15 protein-coding genes and 1 riboswitch are annotated in these 17,008 nt (G+C 54.3%); all 15 genes read left to right on the top strand.

What is annotated here, in order from left to right:
- Positions 1–11 precede the first annotated feature (11 nt).
- The 15 genes from mutL (at position 12) to AC127K_RS14450 (ending at position 16,831) form a co-directional block, all read left to right on the top strand.
- A complete protein-coding gene (gene mutL / locus AC127K_RS14520) occupies positions 12–2,096 on the top strand; it encodes a DNA mismatch repair endonuclease MutL (RefSeq protein ID WP_483721097.1) in 2,085 nt (694 codons plus the stop codon).
- Positions 2,080–3,039 carry a tRNA (adenosine(37)-N6)-dimethylallyltransferase MiaA gene (gene miaA / locus AC127K_RS14515; RefSeq protein ID WP_483721096.1) on the top strand — a complete coding sequence of 320 codons (960 nt, stop codon included), beginning with the start codon at positions 2,080–2,082 and terminating at the stop codon, positions 3,037–3,039. Before mutL ends, miaA begins: the two co-directional genes overlap by 17 nt.
- A gap of 18 nt (positions 3,040–3,057) precedes the next feature.
- Positions 3,058–4,290 carry a biotin/lipoyl attachment domain-containing protein gene (locus AC127K_RS14510; RefSeq protein ID WP_483721095.1) on the top strand — a complete coding sequence of 411 codons (1,233 nt, stop codon included), beginning with the start codon at positions 3,058–3,060 and terminating at the stop codon, positions 4,288–4,290.
- 167 nt (positions 4,291–4,457) lie between these two features.
- On the top strand, positions 4,458–4,919 hold the full coding sequence (locus AC127K_RS14505; RefSeq protein WP_294538603.1) for a cell division protein SepF: 462 nt from the start codon (positions 4,458–4,460) through the stop codon (positions 4,917–4,919).
- Entirely contained in the window at positions 4,861–5,709 is an 849-nt protein-coding gene (locus AC127K_RS14500; RefSeq protein ID WP_483721094.1) for a YlmH/Sll1252 family protein, read from the top strand. Before AC127K_RS14505 ends, AC127K_RS14500 begins: the two co-directional genes overlap by 59 nt.
- A gap of 48 nt (positions 5,710–5,757) precedes the next feature.
- A complete protein-coding gene (locus AC127K_RS14495) occupies positions 5,758–6,708 on the top strand; it encodes a DivIVA domain-containing protein (protein WP_483721093.1) in 951 nt (316 codons plus the stop codon).
- A gap of 85 nt (positions 6,709–6,793) precedes the next feature.
- Positions 6,794–9,571 carry an isoleucine--tRNA ligase gene (ileS, locus tag AC127K_RS14490; RefSeq protein WP_483721092.1) on the top strand — a complete coding sequence of 926 codons (2,778 nt, stop codon included), beginning with the start codon at positions 6,794–6,796 and terminating at the stop codon, positions 9,569–9,571.
- Between the two features lie 60 nt (positions 9,572–9,631).
- On the top strand, positions 9,632–10,186 hold the full coding sequence (gene lspA / locus AC127K_RS14485) for a signal peptidase II (RefSeq protein ID WP_483721091.1): 555 nt from the start codon (positions 9,632–9,634) through the stop codon (positions 10,184–10,186).
- Positions 10,173–11,099, top strand: a complete 927-nt coding sequence (locus tag AC127K_RS14480) for an RluA family pseudouridine synthase (protein ID WP_294538679.1) — start codon at positions 10,173–10,175, stop codon at positions 11,097–11,099. The genes lspA and AC127K_RS14480 overlap by 14 nt, the downstream gene beginning before the upstream one ends.
- Entirely contained in the window at positions 11,096–11,926 is an 831-nt protein-coding gene (locus tag AC127K_RS14475) for an HAD family hydrolase (protein ID WP_483721090.1), read from the top strand. Before AC127K_RS14480 ends, AC127K_RS14475 begins: the two co-directional genes overlap by 4 nt.
- 26 nt (positions 11,927–11,952) lie before the next feature.
- A complete protein-coding gene (locus AC127K_RS14470; protein WP_294538586.1) occupies positions 11,953–12,423 on the top strand; it encodes a PTS sugar transporter subunit IIA in 471 nt (156 codons plus the stop codon).
- A 13-nt stretch (positions 12,424–12,436) separates the two neighbouring features.
- Positions 12,437–12,508, top strand: a riboswitch (Fluoride riboswitch).
- A 56-nt stretch (positions 12,509–12,564) separates the two neighbouring features.
- Positions 12,565–13,779: a cation:proton antiporter gene (locus AC127K_RS14465; protein WP_483721089.1), complete on the top strand. Its 1,215-nt coding sequence runs from the start codon at positions 12,565–12,567 to the stop codon at positions 13,777–13,779.
- 201 nt (positions 13,780–13,980) lie between these two features.
- Positions 13,981–15,006, top strand: a complete 1,026-nt coding sequence (locus AC127K_RS14460) for an ABC transporter substrate-binding protein (protein WP_483721088.1) — start codon at positions 13,981–13,983, stop codon at positions 15,004–15,006.
- A 138-nt stretch (positions 15,007–15,144) separates the two neighbouring features.
- On the top strand, positions 15,145–16,047 hold the full coding sequence (locus AC127K_RS14455; RefSeq protein ID WP_366776598.1) for an ABC transporter permease: 903 nt from the start codon (positions 15,145–15,147) through the stop codon (positions 16,045–16,047).
- Entirely contained in the window at positions 16,040–16,831 is a 792-nt protein-coding gene (locus tag AC127K_RS14450) for an ABC transporter ATP-binding protein (protein WP_483721087.1), read from the top strand. The genes AC127K_RS14455 and AC127K_RS14450 overlap by 8 nt, the downstream gene beginning before the upstream one ends.
- The last annotated feature ends 177 nt before the right edge of the window (positions 16,832–17,008 follow it).

Genomic DNA, 17,008 nt, shown 5'->3' with positions numbered 1-17,008 from the left:
GGTGAATTGACATGGCACAGATTCATGTGCTGGATAAACATACCGCTGAATTGATTGCAGCGGGTGAGGTAGTAGAACGCCCTGCCTCGGTGGCAAAGGAATTGTTGGAAAATGCAATCGACGCAGGCGCTACGCAGATCAGCCTCTCCATCGTCCGCGGCGGTATTCAACAGCTGCAGATTTCGGATAACGGCAGCGGCATTGAGGCGGAATCCATTGAAAATGCATTCGTTCGTCATGCTACCAGCAAGATAACCACCGCGGATGATCTGACGCATATTCACACGTTGGGGTTCCGAGGGGAGGCGTTGGCTTCCATCGCCAGCGTGGCCAGGGTGGAACTTCTGACAAAGACCGATGCCGACGAATTCGCCTATTGCTATCGTATCGAAGGCGGAGAAGCCCTGGGCCTGGAGCCGGGAGCCCGTGGACGCGGAACGACCATCACGGTGAATGACCTGTTCTATAACACGCCCGCCCGCATGAAGTTCCTGAAAAAGGATGTAAGTGAAGGAACCTTTGTGGCGGATGCTGTGATGCATGTGGCGCTTTCCCATCCGGAAATCTCTTTCCGGTTTGTGAGGGATGGCAAACAGCAGTTCGTTACGCCCGGGGACGGTTCGCTGCGCAGTGCGGCTTATGCGGTTCTAGGACGGGAATTTTCCCGGGATTTGCTGGAACTGGAAGAGGAAAATGGGGTCTATAAAATAAAAGGGCTCATCACGCCCCCCCGTGCCTGCCGTGCTTCCAGAAGCGCCCAGCACTTTTACGTAAACGGCCGCTATGTCAAGAACCGCACCATGATGGCCGGATTGGAAAACGCATACAAGGGCACCCTCATGCAGGGACGTTTTCCCGGGGCAATCCTCATGTTGGACATGCCGGCTGAGTTGGTGGATGTCAATGTTCATCCGGCCAAAACCGAAATTCGTTTTGCCCGGGAAAGTGATGTGTTTGATACCGTCTATCGGGCTGTCCGCTCGGCACTGACCACCCCTGGAAGCGGGGAATGTCGTTTTGAACTGGGACACAAGGCTCCTGAAGAGGCCGAAAGCGCGCCGCAGCCTGTCCGGACGCCCGCAGCCGCTGCAGGTGTGTCTGCTCCGCATTCTGCATCACCGCAGCCGCAGAAGCACTTTTCGACCTTGTCGGCGGCGGAATTTCGGGCCCTTCATCAGATGACTGCCGGCGTAACTCCGCGCCCTGTTCCCGGACTGCAGACGCCAGTATCGCAGCCGGATGAGGTGGTTTTGGAATCTGTGCCGGCAGCTTCCGAAGCGGTTCTGGATATACTGCCGGATTTGTCGGAACCGGTCCCGCCTGTGCCGCAGAAGAATCCGGAAGAAGTTTCTTGCCCGCCGGCTGATGTCTTTTCCTCTGCGCCTGCCGCAGAGGAAAAGGTGTCAGAAAGCACCAGCGCCGGAACGGAGACCGAACATCAGGCAGAGAAAGCACCACAGCATGCCCTCAGTGCCTTGCCGGCAGAAGCCCCTGAGCAGACCACCTTTGATCCCGAACCGGCCAGCAAGCCGCTGCGTCTGGTAGGAGAGGTTTTCAAGACTTACATCATTACCGAGCGCGATGGAGAAATGTGCCTGATCGATAAACATGCGGCACATGAGCGTATTCTGTTTGAGAGTCTGTCCCGGGACTATGGGAATGTACCAGCACAGATGCTCTTGATGCCGGTTCAGGTGAATATGAGCGCCCAGGAAAAGCTGGCAATTCTGCAGAATCAGGAACTTTTGCAGAACGCCGGCATCGAAGCGGAGGATTACGGCGGCCCTACAGTGGTCGTACGGGCAGTCCCCGCAGACGTGCCGGTGGACGATGTATCCGATATGATTCTGGAACTGGCCAATCACCTGCAGAACGGTGCTCATGATGCTTTGCGCGAAAAAACGGAATGGGTTCTGCATTCCATTGCCTGCCGTGCAGCTATTAAGGCAGGGGACAAGACCAACGCTGAAGAGATGATGGCCTTGGCACAAAAGATTATGGACGGCACTGTGCCGCCGTTTTGCCCTCATGGGCGCCCCTGCGTGCTGAAAATTACCCGGAAGGAGCTGGAAAAGCAGTTTGGTCGCCTTGTCTGAAAATGTCAAGCCCTGCGTTGTGGCTATCGGTGGTCCGACGGCCACAGGAAAAACCGCTCTTTCGGTGGCATTGGCCCATCGCTTCCATGCGGAGGTGATCAGTGCCGATTCCATGCAGATTTACCGGGGGCTGGACATCGGAACCGCAAAAGTGACGGCGGAAGAATGTTGCGGGATTCCGCACCATCTGGTCGATATTCTGGATCCGGCGTCGCCATACAGTGTAGCGGATTTTGTGGCGGCTGCGGATCGCTGTATTCAGAACATCACCGCTGCAGACCGTTTGCCGTTGGTTGTTGGCGGAACGGGGCTGTATATCACAAGCCTGCTGAACGGACTGGACTTTGCACCTGAAAAGGGAAGTCAGGATGTCCGCGCGGAGCTGGAACGTCGGGCACAGACACAGGGCCGAGAAAGTCTGTATCAGGAACTGCAGCAGATTGATCCCGAGTATGCTGCCATGGTACATCCCAATAATCTGCCGCGTGTTATCCGTGCGCTGGAACTTTATCAGACTACCGGACGCCGGATGAGTGAACAGCGTAAAGAAGCGCGCAAGGCAGAACCGCCGTATCGGTCGCTTTGTCTGTGCCTTGGCTATCATGACAGAACGCTTCTGTACCGCCGTATTGACGAGCGCGTGGACCGGATGCTGCAGATGGGGATTCTGGAGGAAGCACACAGGGTCTATGAGAACAGAGACCGGTACCGAACGGCAGCCCAAGCGATCGGTTATAAGGAATTCTTTCCGTATTTTGAGGGAATCGCGCCCCTGGAAGATTGTCTGGCCAAACTGAAACAGGCTTCCCGCAACTACGCCAAGAGACAGTTGACATGGTTCCGTCACCAGCAGGACGCGGTTTGGCTGTATGTTGACGAACCTGATGGCCCGTCGCTGGAACAGAGAGCAGCCACACAAATTTCCGCATTTTTACAGCACTGATAAAGGAGGGGATTGCAGATGCTGGAACGGGAAAAGCGCCGCCGAGCAGCCTTAAAGGCAGCCGTAGCTATGGGAACGCTGCTTTTTTTGCTGGCGGCGGTGTACATCGTTATACAGCTGTATGCAATCCTGGGGCGGGAATACAAGACAGAGACCGCTATAGCTGCTACCATGGCGGACAGTGTGGAGCTCCCCGGTTTTGTTATGTTTGATGCTGTCAATGTGTCCGGAGAGGGAAATCTCGGATATCTGGCAGAAGATGGAGAACGTGTGGCAGAGGGGGCCGTCATTGCAGAAAAGTATACGGATGATTCACAGAGCAGCGCGAGGGAACAACTGATTCGATTGGATAACAGCATTGATTTGCTGACAAAATCCCAGAACTCAGCCGGCAATGATCTGACACTGCTGACCACCCAGACACAAACGGCGCTGTACAATCTGCTGGACCAGCTGGATACGGCTTCCTACAGCGGCATGGTGGATGCGGAATCGGAATTTTTGCTGGCCCAGAACCGGATGCAGATTTCTACCGGGCAGTCCAGCGGTTTTCAGTCAACCATTGCAGCGCTGCAGGCCGAACGTGATCAGGTGGCCGCGCAGCTGGAGGGGCTGGAAACCATCACCGCCGAAAAAAACGGGTATTTCATTTCAGCCGCATCTGCTATGCCGCTGGATTTGGATGAACAGACTCTGAAAGATGCCACGCCCACGCAGATACAGGAATTGCTGCAGCAGGGAGTGGCAGACAGCACGCAGGCCTTGGCCGGACGTATTGTGGAAGGATTTTCCTGGCGTTTCTATACTGTATGTGACCTGGATACGGCACAGCGCTTTGATGGTATCACCAATGTGCGGATCAGTATACCGGGAAAAGAAGATACCCCGCTGGGGGCTACCGTCTTGTCTGTAGAAGCGGATGAGCAAGCCGGGTTGGCCAAAATTGTGATCGAGTGTCACACCATTAACGCGGACGTTCTCCGACTGGGTCAGGAAATGGCACAGATCGACCTTAAAATATATGAAGGAATCCGTATTGATAAAGCGGCTCTGCATATAGTCGATGGACAAAAGGGTGTTTACGTGAAATACGGCGATTTGCAGCGTTTCCGAAAGATCACCATTCTGTATGAGGATGACAAATATATGCTGGTGCCCGCCGATGGAGAGCTTGATTCCGACAACGAAGTACGTCTGTATGACGAAATCATTGTAGAGGGAAACAACCTGCAGGATGGCGGCTTGATTTAGTGCCTGATGGGGTGGAATTGTCGCCATCATATTGACATTTGGACAAAAAAAGACGATAATAGTTTATGTATATCGCTGGAATTATTGTCCGTCCGGCGCTATACGACCACCTGATATGGTACAGAAATTCTTATATTGTGATTTAGAGAAGCGAAGGAGAATTCATCATGTCAATGTTTGACGGCCTGAAAAATGTTCTGGGTATCAACCAGGACCCTGACGGGGATGCCTATGTAGACGATACCGAGGACGAGATCTTCGCAGGGGGACAGAGTGGCTCGGCTGCGCCGGATACCTATGCGCAGCGGGAACCTGTACAGCAGCGCAACAAGGTAGTCAATATCAACGCCACCACCCAGCTGCAGGTGGTTCTGGTCAAGCCGGAACGCTTTGATGATGCATCGACTATTGCAGATCAGCTCAATGCAAAACGCACGGTTGTGCTGAACCTGGAATCCACCAACAAGGAAGTGTCTCGTCGCCTGATTGACTTCCTGTCCGGTGTGGCTTACGCCAACAATGGCCAGATCAAGCGCGTAGCCACCAGTACTTTTATCATCACGCCCTACAATGTGGATATTATGGGCGATCTCATTGACGAGCTGGAGAACAATGGCGTCTTCTTCTGATGCGGCGGTTCGAGGATTCGTTCCGCCCCAAAACGAGGCTGAACGATTTCTGATGCATCGCGTGCAGGAGCTGTGTGCCCTGGCACAGCGGCGCGGCATACCACGCTGTACAGGGTTTCTGTCTGACAGAGAACAGGCACTTGCGACGGCAGCCATCCATCGTGAAGACTGTACGTATGCCCGCTTCTGGGGCGGCTGGCCCCACGCCGAACGGAAGGTGCTGTGTCTGGAACCGCCGGACACCTGGCCTCTGGAACCTGTTGCGGCGCTCCGTTTGACTGCGCAGAATGCACAGCCGTCCGATGCCCCCGGCCACAGAGACTACCTGGGTGCCATACTTGGATTGGGGCTTGATCGGGCTTGCCTGGGGGATATCCTCCCGGATCCGCAGGACCCATGTGTTATGTATGCATTTGTTCTGGAGGATAAGCTGGAATTTCTGGTACAGGAACTGCATCAGGCCGGCAGGTGGAGCGTTCGGGCACAGGCCTGTGAACAGCTGCCCTCCCACGTGATGGAAGAACCGGAGAGGGAACTGCACGATACTACGGTATCCAGTTTGCGGGCGGATGCCGTGCTGGCGGCCATGATGCATACATCTCGCAGCATTGCTGCCCAGGCGATTTCCGGCGGTAAGGTAGAGATCAATCATCTGCCGCTGAAAAGCGTCTCCGAACCCGTTTACGCCAAGGACTTGTTTACCGTTCGCGGGGCAGGACGCTGGCGTGTGCAGGAAGTGGGCGGAACAAGCCGCAAAGGACGCCTTTTCATTACCTATTTTCAATATTGAGCAGGATCGAAAACGATACGGCTTTTGCCCGAACAGGAGGAGTAACGGATGATTGCTTCGGAGGATGTCCGCCGCGTGACTTTTGAGCGTGCAATGCGCGGGTACCGCTGCGAGGATGTGGACGATTATCTCAAGCAAGTGGCAGACAGTATCGACGCGCTGAGCGCCGAGAACGAGGATTTGCAGAAAAAGCTGGTCGTACTGGCCCAGAGAATTGACCAGTACCGTGCCGAAGAAGATACTCTTCGCACAACCATGATTAATGCCCAGCGTTTGGGCGAAAATGTGATCCGGGAAGCCAAACAGAAAGCGGCCGAGATCATCCGTGCGGCCAATATAAAGTCGGAAGATCGTGAGCAGCACGCTCGTGATGAGGTGGAACTGGCCAAGCAGGAGCTGATCACCTTGAAAAAGGAGGCCGACAGCTTCAAAAAAACCTTGATGGGGATGTATCGGGAACACATTGAGGTGCTCAGTAAGATTCCCGAATACCCGGGAGAGTTGGCACAGGAAGCTGCAGCGGAACAGAAAGCGCAGGCTGCAGCTGCTGCTTACTCCGCACCTGAACCTGAACCGGAGCCGCAGCCGCAGCCCGTACAGGAGGAGCCTGTTGAGGAACCCGTCGTCGTTCAGCCGGAGCCCGTACCCCAACCTGAACCGGTGTATCAGCAGCCTGAACCGGAATACTATGATCCGGAACCGGCTGATCCCGCATCGGGCGGCAAAATCAGCACCGTTGAATTTGCCATCGCCCCCAAGCCGGATGAACCGGAACAGAACTATTATGATCCTTCCCAGGAGGCACAGCCGGCGGATGATTTGCCGGATGCTTCCGGTTTGTATGCGGATATTCCGCCTGAACAGCCTAAAAAAGCATCCCGTGGCCGTAGTGCCGGCAAGAAAACCACCACCCGGAAACCCAAAGCAACCAAGCAGCCCAAGGGGGATACCCTGCCTGCTGCATTTGACTCTTTCCAGGGCGTGGACTATAACGACTGACCCCGCATAAAATTCGCGGCGGCCGCTAAGGCTGCCGCGGTTTTGCGGTCAATTTAATAAACAAACATAGAGGGAGTTGGAGACCTTGGCGCAAAATTACAACGATACCATCCACAAGATGGCTACCCCGTTTGAGATGCGGGCCGGCCTGCCGAAAAAAGAACCCAAAATGCTGGAAGACTGGGAGAAAAACCATGTCTATGAGCAGATGATCAAGAATAATGAGGGCTGCCCGGATTTCATCCTGCACGATGGCCCTCCGTATGCCAACGGCAGTATTCATATGGGTACGGCCCTGAACAAGATCATCAAGGATATCATCATCCGCTACAAGAATATGGCCGGATTCCGGGCGCCGTACATTCCTGGCTATGATACCCATGGCCTGCCCATCGAGCTGAAGGCTCTGGGTTCTCTGGGCGACAAGAAAGCCGGCATCTCCAAGCTGGAACTGCGCCATATCTGCCGCGAGTTCGCCACCGAGCACATCGACGTGATGAACAGTCAGTTCAAACGTCTGGGCGTGCAGGGCGACTTCGAAAATCCCTATCTGACTCTGCGTCCGGAATTTGAAGCCCGCCAGGTGGAAATTTTCGGCAAGATGGCTCAGAAAGGGTACATCTACAAGGGAAAGCGGGTTGTCTACTGGTGCCCTGAGGACCAGACTGCCCTGGCCGAAGCCGAGATCGAGTATGGCGAGGATGAGTGCGATTCTCTGTACGTCCGTTTCAAGCTGACCGGCGACCCAAACGGCGTTTTGGCCAAGGCCGGTGTGCCGCTGGACAAGGCCTGGATCGTAATCTGGACGACCACTACCTGGACTCTGCCCGCCAACGTGGCCACCTGCCTGCATCCTGATTTTGACTATACCTTCGTCAAGATCGGCGAGGATTATCATATCATGGCCGCCGAGCGCGTGGAATCTACCATGAAGGCCTGCGGCATCGAGGATTACACCGTTCTGGATGTCCGCATCCCTGGCCGTGATCTGGAAATGATGGAGTACAAGCATCCTTTCCTGGATCGCACCGGACTGGTCATCCTGGGCAACCATGTTACGCTGGACAGCGGCACTGGCTGTGTCCATACCGCTCCCGGCCACGGCGCCGAGGACTTTGATGCCTGCGTGGGACATTATCCGCAGCTGCCCATCGTCATGCCGGTGGACGCTGCCGGCTGTCTGACCGAAGAGGCGGGCAAGGAGTTTGCTGGTCTGAAGGTCTGGACCGCCAATAAGGTCATTCTGGAACATATTCGGGAAAGCGGCCACCTCATGGGTGTGGAGCACATTGTGCACCAGTATCCCCATTGCTGGCGCTGCCATCATCCCATCATCTACCGTGCTACCGAGCAGTGGTTCTGCTCCATTGATGCTTTCAAGGATGACGTCTATAAGGCTATCGACAATGTCAAGTGGCAGCCCGCCTGGGGGCATGACCGCATGACTGGTATGGTCCGTGATCGCAGTGACTGGTGTATCTCCCGTCAACGCGTGTGGGGCGTGCCCATCCCGGCTTTCTACTGCAAGAAGTGCGGCAAGTATCACATCACCGAGACCTCCATCAAGGCGGTTTCCGACCTGTTCCGCAAGGAAGGCAGTGACGCTTGGTACAAGTACGACGCCAACGACATCATGCCCAAGGGCGAGATCTGCGAATGCGGTGCTTCCGACTGGGAGAAGGATTCCGACATCATGGATGTCTGGTTCGACTCCGGCTCCACCTGGAGCGCTGTATGCCGTGAGCGCAAGGAACTGCGTTGGCCCGTGGACCTGTATATGGAAGGTGCCGACCAGTTCCGTGGCTGGTTCCAGTCCAGCCTGCTGACCAGTGTTGCCACGGAAGGGATTGCTCCGTACAAGGGTGTCCTGTGCCACGGCTGGGTCGTGGATGCCCAGGGCAAGCAGATGCACAAGTCTGCCGGCAACGGTATGGAGCCATCCGAGATCATCCGGGACTATGGTGCCGATATCATTCGTCTGTGGGTTGCCTCCAGTGATTATACTGTGGACGTACGTGCCGGCAAGGAAATTTTCAAACAGCTGTCTGAAGCTTATCGTAAGATGCGCAACACGGCTCGTTTCATGCTGGGCAACCTGGGCGACTTTGACCCTGCCAAGGATATGGTGGCCGATGACCAGCTGTTCGAGATTGATCGCTGGGCTCTGGAAGCGGTGGCCGAGCTGACCCGCACCATGCGTGCCGCGTATGACGAGTACGACTTCTCCCGCGCCTACCATGCCATCTATAACTTCTGTGTCATTGACATGTCCAACTTCTATATGGACGTGATCAAGGATCGTCTGTACTGTTCTGACGACCATGCCCGCCGCTGCGCCCAGACGGCACTGTACCGCATCCTGGTGGACTTCACCAAGTTGCTGGCTCCCATCCTTTGCTTCACCAGCCAGGAGATCTGGAGCTACATCCCCAAGATGCCGGACATGAAAGAGTATGTGGTGTTCGAGCGGATGCCCGAGCCGCAGCCGGCTGCTGATGAAGCATTTACCTCCAAGTGGGAACGCATCATGGCTGTGCGTGACGATGTCAAGAAGGTTCTGGAACAGGCTCGCGCTGATAAGGTGATCGGGTCTTCCCTGGAAGCTTCCCTGGCCCTGTACTGCAGTGATGAGATGTATGACTTCCTCAACGTTATCCCCATGGATGAACTGGCTGACCTGATGATCGTTTCCCAGGTCAAGCTGGAAAAGGGTGAAGGCGGCGCCAAGGGTGCTGTGGACGGCCTGGGTGTCAGTGCCGCTCATGCCGCTGGCAACAAGTGCCTGCGCTGCTGGAAATTTGACGATGCTGTAAACGAGGATGGCTTGTGCCCGCGCTGCGCTTCCGTCCTGAACCGCGCCTGAGTTTCCGATTTTCGGCACCCGGGCAAGAAACAATGCCTCGTGGGCGGTGCTTTGCATCTGATGGAAAGCACCGCCTTTTGCGGCATGACGAAAGGTAATTTTCCTATGCTGTATGGCATTTTCTTTGTAATTGGCGGTCTGGCCTTGGCAGCACTGGATCAGCTGCTGAAAATTTGTGCCACGACGTATCTTCTCCCTGTGGGACAGGCTCCGCTGATTCCGGGGTTTATTGAGCTGCAGTATGTACTGAATGATGGGATGGCCTTTTCCATGCTCAGTGGACGCCGTTGGCTGCTGATCGGCGTGACCAGCCTTGTTCTGCTTGCGGTGATTGTGGTTTTGATTGCGCGTCCTATGCCCCGTCTGGATCGCATCACCTGGATGCTGATTTTGGGAGGCGGCCTGGGTAACCTGATCGATCGTGTGCGTACCGGTGTGGTGGTTGACTATTTGAATTTCCAATTTATGGAATTTCCTGTGTTCAATTTTGCCGATATCTGCGTATGCACCGGTGTGGGGCTGCTGATTCTGTCCTTGTTGCTGGACATGCGCCGGGAACACCGCTCCGGTTCCGCCACGTCCGTTCATGAAAATCATACCGATGCAGACGCTTGAGTTTGTAGCCGGACCGCAGGATGCCGGACAAAGAATGGATCGTTGGCTGTCCGGATGTTGTGCTGATGTTTCACGCAGCGCCCTACAGGCACTGATGGAACAGGGGATGGTGCTGCGTAACGGCGTTGCGGTTAACAAAAAAGATAAAGTAGCAGCCGGCGACACGGTACAGTTGACGCTGCCGGACCCCCAGCCCATTGAAGCCGTCCCCCAGCCGATTCCTTTGGACATTGTGTATGAAGATGAACATCTTTTGGTCGTTAACAAGCCCAAAGGGATGGTTGTCCACCCGGCGCCCGGAAATCCGGACGGCACATTGGTGAACGCTCTGCTTTACCATTGTGCGGGTGGTCTTTCCGGCATTGGCGGTGCAATTCGTCCCGGCATTGTCCACCGTATTGACAAAGATACCAGCGGGCTGCTGGTCGTGGCAAAGGATGATGCCACCCATCAGGGATTGAGTGCTCAGATGGCTGTCCACGATATCCACCGGGTGTATCACGCTGTTGTGTACGGCAACCTGAAAGAAGACGCCGGCACGGTGGATGCACCTATCGGTCGAGACCCAAAAGATCGAAAAAAAATGGCGGTAACACAGCTGAATTCCAAACCTGCCCGCACCCATTGGACGGTGTTGGAGCGTTTCGGAAATTTTACCTATATCGCCTGCAAGCTGGAAACGGGACGTACCCATCAGATACGGGTACATATGGCATCCATCGGGCACCCTTTGGCCGGGGATGCGGTCTATGGTCCCCGGACGGTATTGCGCTTCCTGAACGGGCAGTGTCTGCACGCCAAAGAACTGGGCTTTGTACATCCCATTACCGGAGAAAAACTTTGCTTTAACAGCGAATTGCCGACGTATTTCCAAGACTATCTGATGCGTCTGAGAAAGGAACATCGCAGATGAAACGGAACCTGCATGACTATCTGGTTTTTTGCGATATGGACAACACACTGCTGACGGCGAAGGAAGGAATTCCTGAATGCAATCGCACCGTTATCCGTTTGTTCATCCAGATGGGTGGTCGTTTTACGGTGGCCTCCGGCCGTCCGCCGGAATCCATTCGGGCCGCGTTGGGAGATATCCGGTTGTCATTGCCGGCTATTTCCTGTAATGGGGCTCTACTCTATGATTTCTCTTCCAACCGTGTATTGCGCCATGCTACGCTGGAACGGTCCCAAGCGACAGCTGCTATTCTGGACATCATGCAAAAGTTCCCTCAGATTGGTGTGGAAGTGATGGCCGGTGCAGGGGAGATGTATGTCATCCGGGCCAATACATATACCCATGCTCATCAGGTAGATGAAAAATTGTCCGGAGTGGCATGTCCGGTAGACAGTGTGCCGGATGGTTGGGTCAAAGTGGTGTTTGCCGCAGATCCGGAAACCATCCGCAAGGTAGGACAGTATGCCAAGACTCGCTACTATGGGCGTGAAAATTATTTTCTGGCCACCAATAGTATCTACCTGGAAATCATGCCTTACGGCATAGGAAAGGCATCCGGCCTGCGGGATATGTGTACCTTGCTGGGCGAGCAAATCCAGAATACATTGGTCATCGGAGATTATTACAATGATCTGGAAATGATGCAGCAGGCGGGATACTCTGTGGCGGTTGCCAACGCGCCGGCAGAAGTGAAAGCTGCCGCCAATGAAGTGACTACCTGCACCTGTACGGAAGGCGCGGTAGGCGAGTTTCTGTACAAATTGATTGAGCAGGCAACGACCTATTGATCGATCCGGAAAGGTGTGTGTCCGCCATGCGTGTAAGTGACCTATTGAATCGGGACAGTGTTCTGCTGCATGCAGACATACAGGATGCAGCGGACGCCTTGGGTGTGTTGGTAGAGCTCCAGGAATCCAATGGTGTCATTACCAACGGAACGGCCTATTACAATGCGGTGTGTGAGCGGGAAGCTGCCGGCGGAAGTACCGGCATTGGGGATGGTATAGCCCTCCCTCATGCCTGCAACGCCGGTGTGGCGGCTCCAGGAGTAGCTGCCCTGACATTGCGTCGTGGGGTGGATTGGGGAGCTCCAGACAACCGTCCGGTTGACCTGATTTTTATGATCGCTGTACCGACCCAGGCACAGGCAGAGCACCTGTTGATTCTGGCACGCCTGGTCAATCTGCTGTCAGACACCAATCTGGTGAAGGAGCTGCGTGCCAGTGTATCCCGCGAGGATTTTATCATGCGCATGGCCCGGGCGGAGGCATCTCGATTTGCCTGACACCTGTCAATGAAGAAACAAGGGGAATGAAGTTCTCCCCGGGGTTACCCGAACCGCTGAAAAGGCTGATGACTTCTGTGTTCAATTCCGACGCAGAAGGTGTCAGCCTTTTTTGCGTCCATTTTTAAGGAGGATTTCTCTATGCTTACATCTCTGGCTTTGATTTTTCTTGTCGGGCTCTCTGCTGCTGCCCTATGCCGGACTATACATCTGCCCCGCATCATCGGCATGCTGCTGACTGGTATTGTACTGGGGCCGTATGCACTGAATTTGCTGGATCCCCTGATTCTCCAGGCGTCTGCGGACCTGCGCCAGATGGCATTGGTCATTATCCTGCTCAAAGCAGGATTGTCTCTGAATCTTTCCGATCTGAAAAAAGTGGGGCGCCCTGCCGTCATGATGTCCTGCGTTCCCGCCACATGTGAACTCCTGGCTTTTGTCCTGCTGGCTCCGGCCATCCTGGGCGTTACTCGCATTGAAGGGGCTGTCATGGGCGCGGTACTGGCGGCAGTTTCTCCTGCGGTGGTTGTCCCACGGATGGTGCAGCTGATGGATCGGCACTGGGGAACTGAAAAGGGGATTCCTCAAATAATTATGGCAGGTGCTTCCTGCGATGATATCTATGTGATTGTGCTTTTTTCCACCTTTGTGGGGATGGCACAGGGAGGGAGCGCCCATTGGCAGGACTTTGCCAAGATCCCTGTTTCCATTGCGTTGGGCGTTCTTATAGGTGCGGTTGTGGGTATTGGTCTGTCGTTTTTCTTTGAAACCGCCTATGCCCGCCGTCATTATGTACGCAACAGTATGAAGGTTATTGTGGTACTGGGCGTTTGCTTCCTGTTAGTCGCTTTGGAAACCTGGCTGAAGCCGTATATTCCTGTGTCCGGATTGCTGGCCGTTGTGTCCATGGCTTGTGCGCTGAAATTGAAAAGCACGGCCTTTGTCTCGAAACGACTGTCGGAAAAATTTGGCAAGCTCTGGCTGGCGGCGGAAGTTATCCTGTTCGTTATGGTGGGAGCGGCGGTGGACGTTCGTTATACCGTAGCGGCAGGCATTGCCTCCGTAGCAATGATTGCAGTTGCCCTCGTCTTTCGTGCTTTTGGCGTGTTTCTGTGCTTGTTGGGTACGCGTCTGAATCGAAAGGAACGGCTGTTCTGTATGATTGCATACATGCCGAAGGCGACAGTGCAGGCTGCCATCGGTTCCGTTCCGCTGGCACTGGGATTGCCCTGCGGGCAGATTGTCTTGTCTGTGGCGGTTATGGCGATCTTGATCACGGCTCCTTTGGGAGCCATGGGAATGGACGTTTCCTATCAAAAATTGCTGGAAAAACAGGACGCTGCGGAGTCAAAATAAGGGATTTTCAAAGGACATGTTTTGCTTTTTCTTTCCAAAAATATGCAGAATGCACAAATTCAGCAGCAGAAATCTGAATGGTTGTTTGATAAATTGTATATTGCCAGTTGCTGAAAGCTGTGATATACTTTAAGGCATTAAATCGCAAAAGAGATGTGCGAGTTCACTCTTTGCGACGTGAGGAAAGCAGGAGGAAGCAAGATGAAAAAGCGTATGATTTCCCTCATTACGGCCGGCTGCATGGTTCTTTCCATGGCTGGCTGCACTTCCGGCGGCAGCAGTCAGGCTGACGCATCTACAACGTCTGAAACATCTGCAACACAAAGTGCTGAGACCGCTGCAGAAGGTGCCAAGTATACCATTGGTATCTGCCAGCTGGTGCAGCATGATGCGCTGGATGCCGCAACCCAGGGCTTTAAGGATGCTATCGTGGAAGCGCTTGGCGAAGACGCCGTCACCTTTGACGAGCAGAATGCACAGAATGACACCAACACCTGTGCCACCATCATTACCGGTTTTGTGGCATCTGATGTGGATTTGATTCTGGCAAACGCTACGCCCGCGCTGCAGGCGGCACAGGCCGGCACAGATACGATTCCGGTGCTGGGAACTTCTGTTACGGAATATGGTGTGGCACTGGGCATTGACGGCTTTGACGGTCTGGTTGGCACCAACATTTCCGGTACCAGCGATCTGGCGCCTCTGGATGAGCAGGCAGCTATGATTCAGGAACTCTTCCCGGATGCCAAGACCGTAGGCCTTCTGTATTGCAGCGCAGAAGCCAACAGCCAGTATCAGGTAGACACTGTCAAGGCCGATCTGGAAGCGATGGGGTATACCTGTGAATATTACGCTTTCAGCGACTCCAACGATCTGTCTACGGTTTGCCAGAGTGCAGCCGATGCCAGCGATGTAATCTACGTTCCCACCGACAATACAGCCGCCAACAACACCGAACTGATCAACAACATCTGCTACGGCAAGGTCCCCGTGGTTGCGGGTGAAGAGGGAATCTGCTCCGGCTGCGGCGTTGCTACCTTGTCTATCAGCTATTATGATCTGGGCGTAGCCACCGGTAAGATGGCAGTTAAGATCCTGACCGGCGAGAGCAAGGTCGAGGAGATGCCCATCGAATACGCTCCGCAGTTCACCAAGAAGTATAATCCGGCAAATGCCGAAGCGCTGGGAATTACGATTCCTGACGATTATGTCGCCATCGAAGAATAATAGACCAAGCGTTCTGCACTGAACAGCGGCAGAAAGCCACGGAAATGGGAAAACCGTTTTTCGTGGCTTTTTGCTGTGAATAAAACTGCTTTCAAAGAGAGGATTGTTCCCGTGGATATCACAACTTTGTTCAATGCCATGCCCGGTGCCTTCTCGCAGGGATTGATCTGGGCGATCATGGCCATCGGCGTTTACATTACTTTCCGGATCCTGGACGTAGCCGACCTGACTGTCGACGGTACTCTGGGTCTGGGCGGCGCTGTCTGCATCATGTGCATGCTGGCCGGAATGAATGTCTGGACTGCCATGTTGCTGGCCTTTATTGCCGGAATTCTGGCCGGATTGGTGACGGGCCTGTTCCATACCCTGATGGGAATTCCTGCCATTCTTGCCGGTATTCTGACCCAGCTTTCCCTGTATACAGTCAATCTGAAAGTCATGGGCAAAGCCAACCAGGCCATCAACGTGGACAAATATGATCTGCTGATTTCTCTGCGCTTTGTCAAGGGTGTACCTTTCTGGCAGAATACCATCGTGGTTGTCGCCCTGATCGTTGTGCTGCTGATTGCTGTTCTGTACTGGTTCTTCGGAACTGAACTGGGCTGTTCCATTCGCGCTACAGGCTGCAATGGCAATATGGCCCGCGCGCAGGGGATCAATACCAACTTCAATATCGTACTGGGGCTCATGCTTTCCAACGGTCTGGTGGCATTCTCCGGCGCACTGCTGTGCCAGTACCAGGGATTTGCAGATGTGTCCATGGGACGCGGCGCTATCGTCATCGGTCTGGCGGCTGTGGTCATCGGGGAAACACTGTTCGGCAAAGTATTCCGTAACTTTGCACTGAAACTGCTCAGTGTGGCCATCGGCAGCATTGTATATTATCTGGTCATGCAGATCTGCATCTGGTTCCGCATCGACACCGACCTGCTGAAGATGCTCAGCGCCATCGTGGTGGCTGTTTTCCTGGCCATTCCGTATTGGAAGGCCAAATACTTCACCAAGGTGAATGTCCGCAAGGGAGGCGCCGACAATGCTTGAACTGAAAAACGTCCATAAAACCTTCAATGTTGGCACAGTCAACGAAAAGGTGGCCTTGAACGGTCTGGATCTGAAACTGGAAGACGGCGATTTTGTGACGGTCATCGGCGGCAACGGTGCCGGCAAATCCACCATGCTCAACGCCATTGCTGGCGTATGGCCGATTGATATGGGCAAGATTCTCATTGATGGCAAAGACATCACCCGCTTGCCGGAACACAAACGTGCCCGCTATATCGGCCGTGTGTTCCAGGATCCCATGATGGGAACGGCCGGAACGATGGAGATTGAAGAAAATCTGGCCCTGGCTGCCCGCCGCGGCAACGCCCGCACGTTGAAAGTGGGCATCACCCGTCAGGAACGGGAAATGTACCATGAACGACTGAAGATATTGGGCCTTGGTCTGGAAGATCGTATGACCAGCAAGGTTGGCCTTTTGTCTGGCGGCCAGCGGCAGGCCATCACCTTGCTGATGGCAACGCTGAAGAATCCGCGTCTGCTGTTGCTGGATGAGCATACGGCCGCGCTGGACCCCAAAACCGCCGCCAAAGTGCTGGAACTGTCCGAGAAAATCGTCCAGCAGAATCAGCTGACCACCTTGATGATCACTCACAATATGCGGGATGCCATAAAGTACGGCAACCGCCTGATTATGATGCATGAAGGACGCATCATTTATGATGTGCGCGGAGCGGAGAAACAGTCGCTCCAGGTATCCGATCTTCTGGCACGCTTTGAGCAGCTCAGCGGCGATGGTGCCAATGACAGAATGCTTCTTTCCTGAGCAATTCCCGGGAACGTCGGCAGCATTGCCGGCGTTCTTTTTTGTAGTGAAAGGGATTTTTCACAAAAGGATATCAAATTGACAGGAAGTGATTTTCAAATCTGTCATTTTGTGCTATAATATGTTTCACTGTTATAGTGCGATGGTACGCTTACCGGAACCCAAACCAAGGGAGGA

This window comes from Subdoligranulum sp. DSM 23681 (assembly GCF_057005535.1).
Note: the sequence above shows the minus strand (reverse complement) of the source record. Positions and strands in the feature narration are given on the sequence as shown.

What these genes read in the sequence shown, in the direction of transcription:
- mutL (WP_483721097.1), top strand. Translation starts at nt 12, where the DNA reads ATGGCACAGATTCATGTGCTGGATAAACATACCGCTGAATTGATTGCA.
- AC127K_RS14510 (WP_483721095.1), top strand. Translation starts at nt 3,058, where the DNA reads ATGCTGGAACGGGAAAAGCGCCGCCGAGCAGCCTTAAAGGCAGCCGTA.
- AC127K_RS14505 (WP_294538603.1), top strand. Translation starts at nt 4,458, where the DNA reads ATGTCAATGTTTGACGGCCTGAAAAATGTTCTGGGTATCAACCAGGAC.
- AC127K_RS14500 (WP_483721094.1), top strand. Translation starts at nt 4,861, where the DNA reads ATGTGGATATTATGGGCGATCTCATTGACGAGCTGGAGAACAATGGCG.
- AC127K_RS14495 (WP_483721093.1), top strand. Translation starts at nt 5,758, where the DNA reads ATGATTGCTTCGGAGGATGTCCGCCGCGTGACTTTTGAGCGTGCAATG.
- lspA (WP_483721091.1), top strand. Translation starts at nt 9,632, where the DNA reads ATGGAAAGCACCGCCTTTTGCGGCATGACGAAAGGTAATTTTCCTATG.
- AC127K_RS14480 (WP_294538679.1), top strand. Translation starts at nt 10,173, where the DNA reads ATGCAGACGCTTGAGTTTGTAGCCGGACCGCAGGATGCCGGACAAAGA.
- AC127K_RS14475 (WP_483721090.1), top strand. Translation starts at nt 11,096, where the DNA reads ATGAAACGGAACCTGCATGACTATCTGGTTTTTTGCGATATGGACAAC.
- AC127K_RS14470 (WP_294538586.1), top strand. Translation starts at nt 11,953, where the DNA reads ATGCGTGTAAGTGACCTATTGAATCGGGACAGTGTTCTGCTGCATGCA.
- AC127K_RS14465 (WP_483721089.1), top strand. Translation starts at nt 12,565, where the DNA reads ATGCTTACATCTCTGGCTTTGATTTTTCTTGTCGGGCTCTCTGCTGCT.
- AC127K_RS14460 (WP_483721088.1), top strand. Translation starts at nt 13,981, where the DNA reads ATGAAAAAGCGTATGATTTCCCTCATTACGGCCGGCTGCATGGTTCTT.
- AC127K_RS14455 (WP_366776598.1), top strand. Translation starts at nt 15,145, where the DNA reads ATGCCCGGTGCCTTCTCGCAGGGATTGATCTGGGCGATCATGGCCATC.
- AC127K_RS14450 (WP_483721087.1), top strand. Translation starts at nt 16,040, where the DNA reads ATGCTTGAACTGAAAAACGTCCATAAAACCTTCAATGTTGGCACAGTC.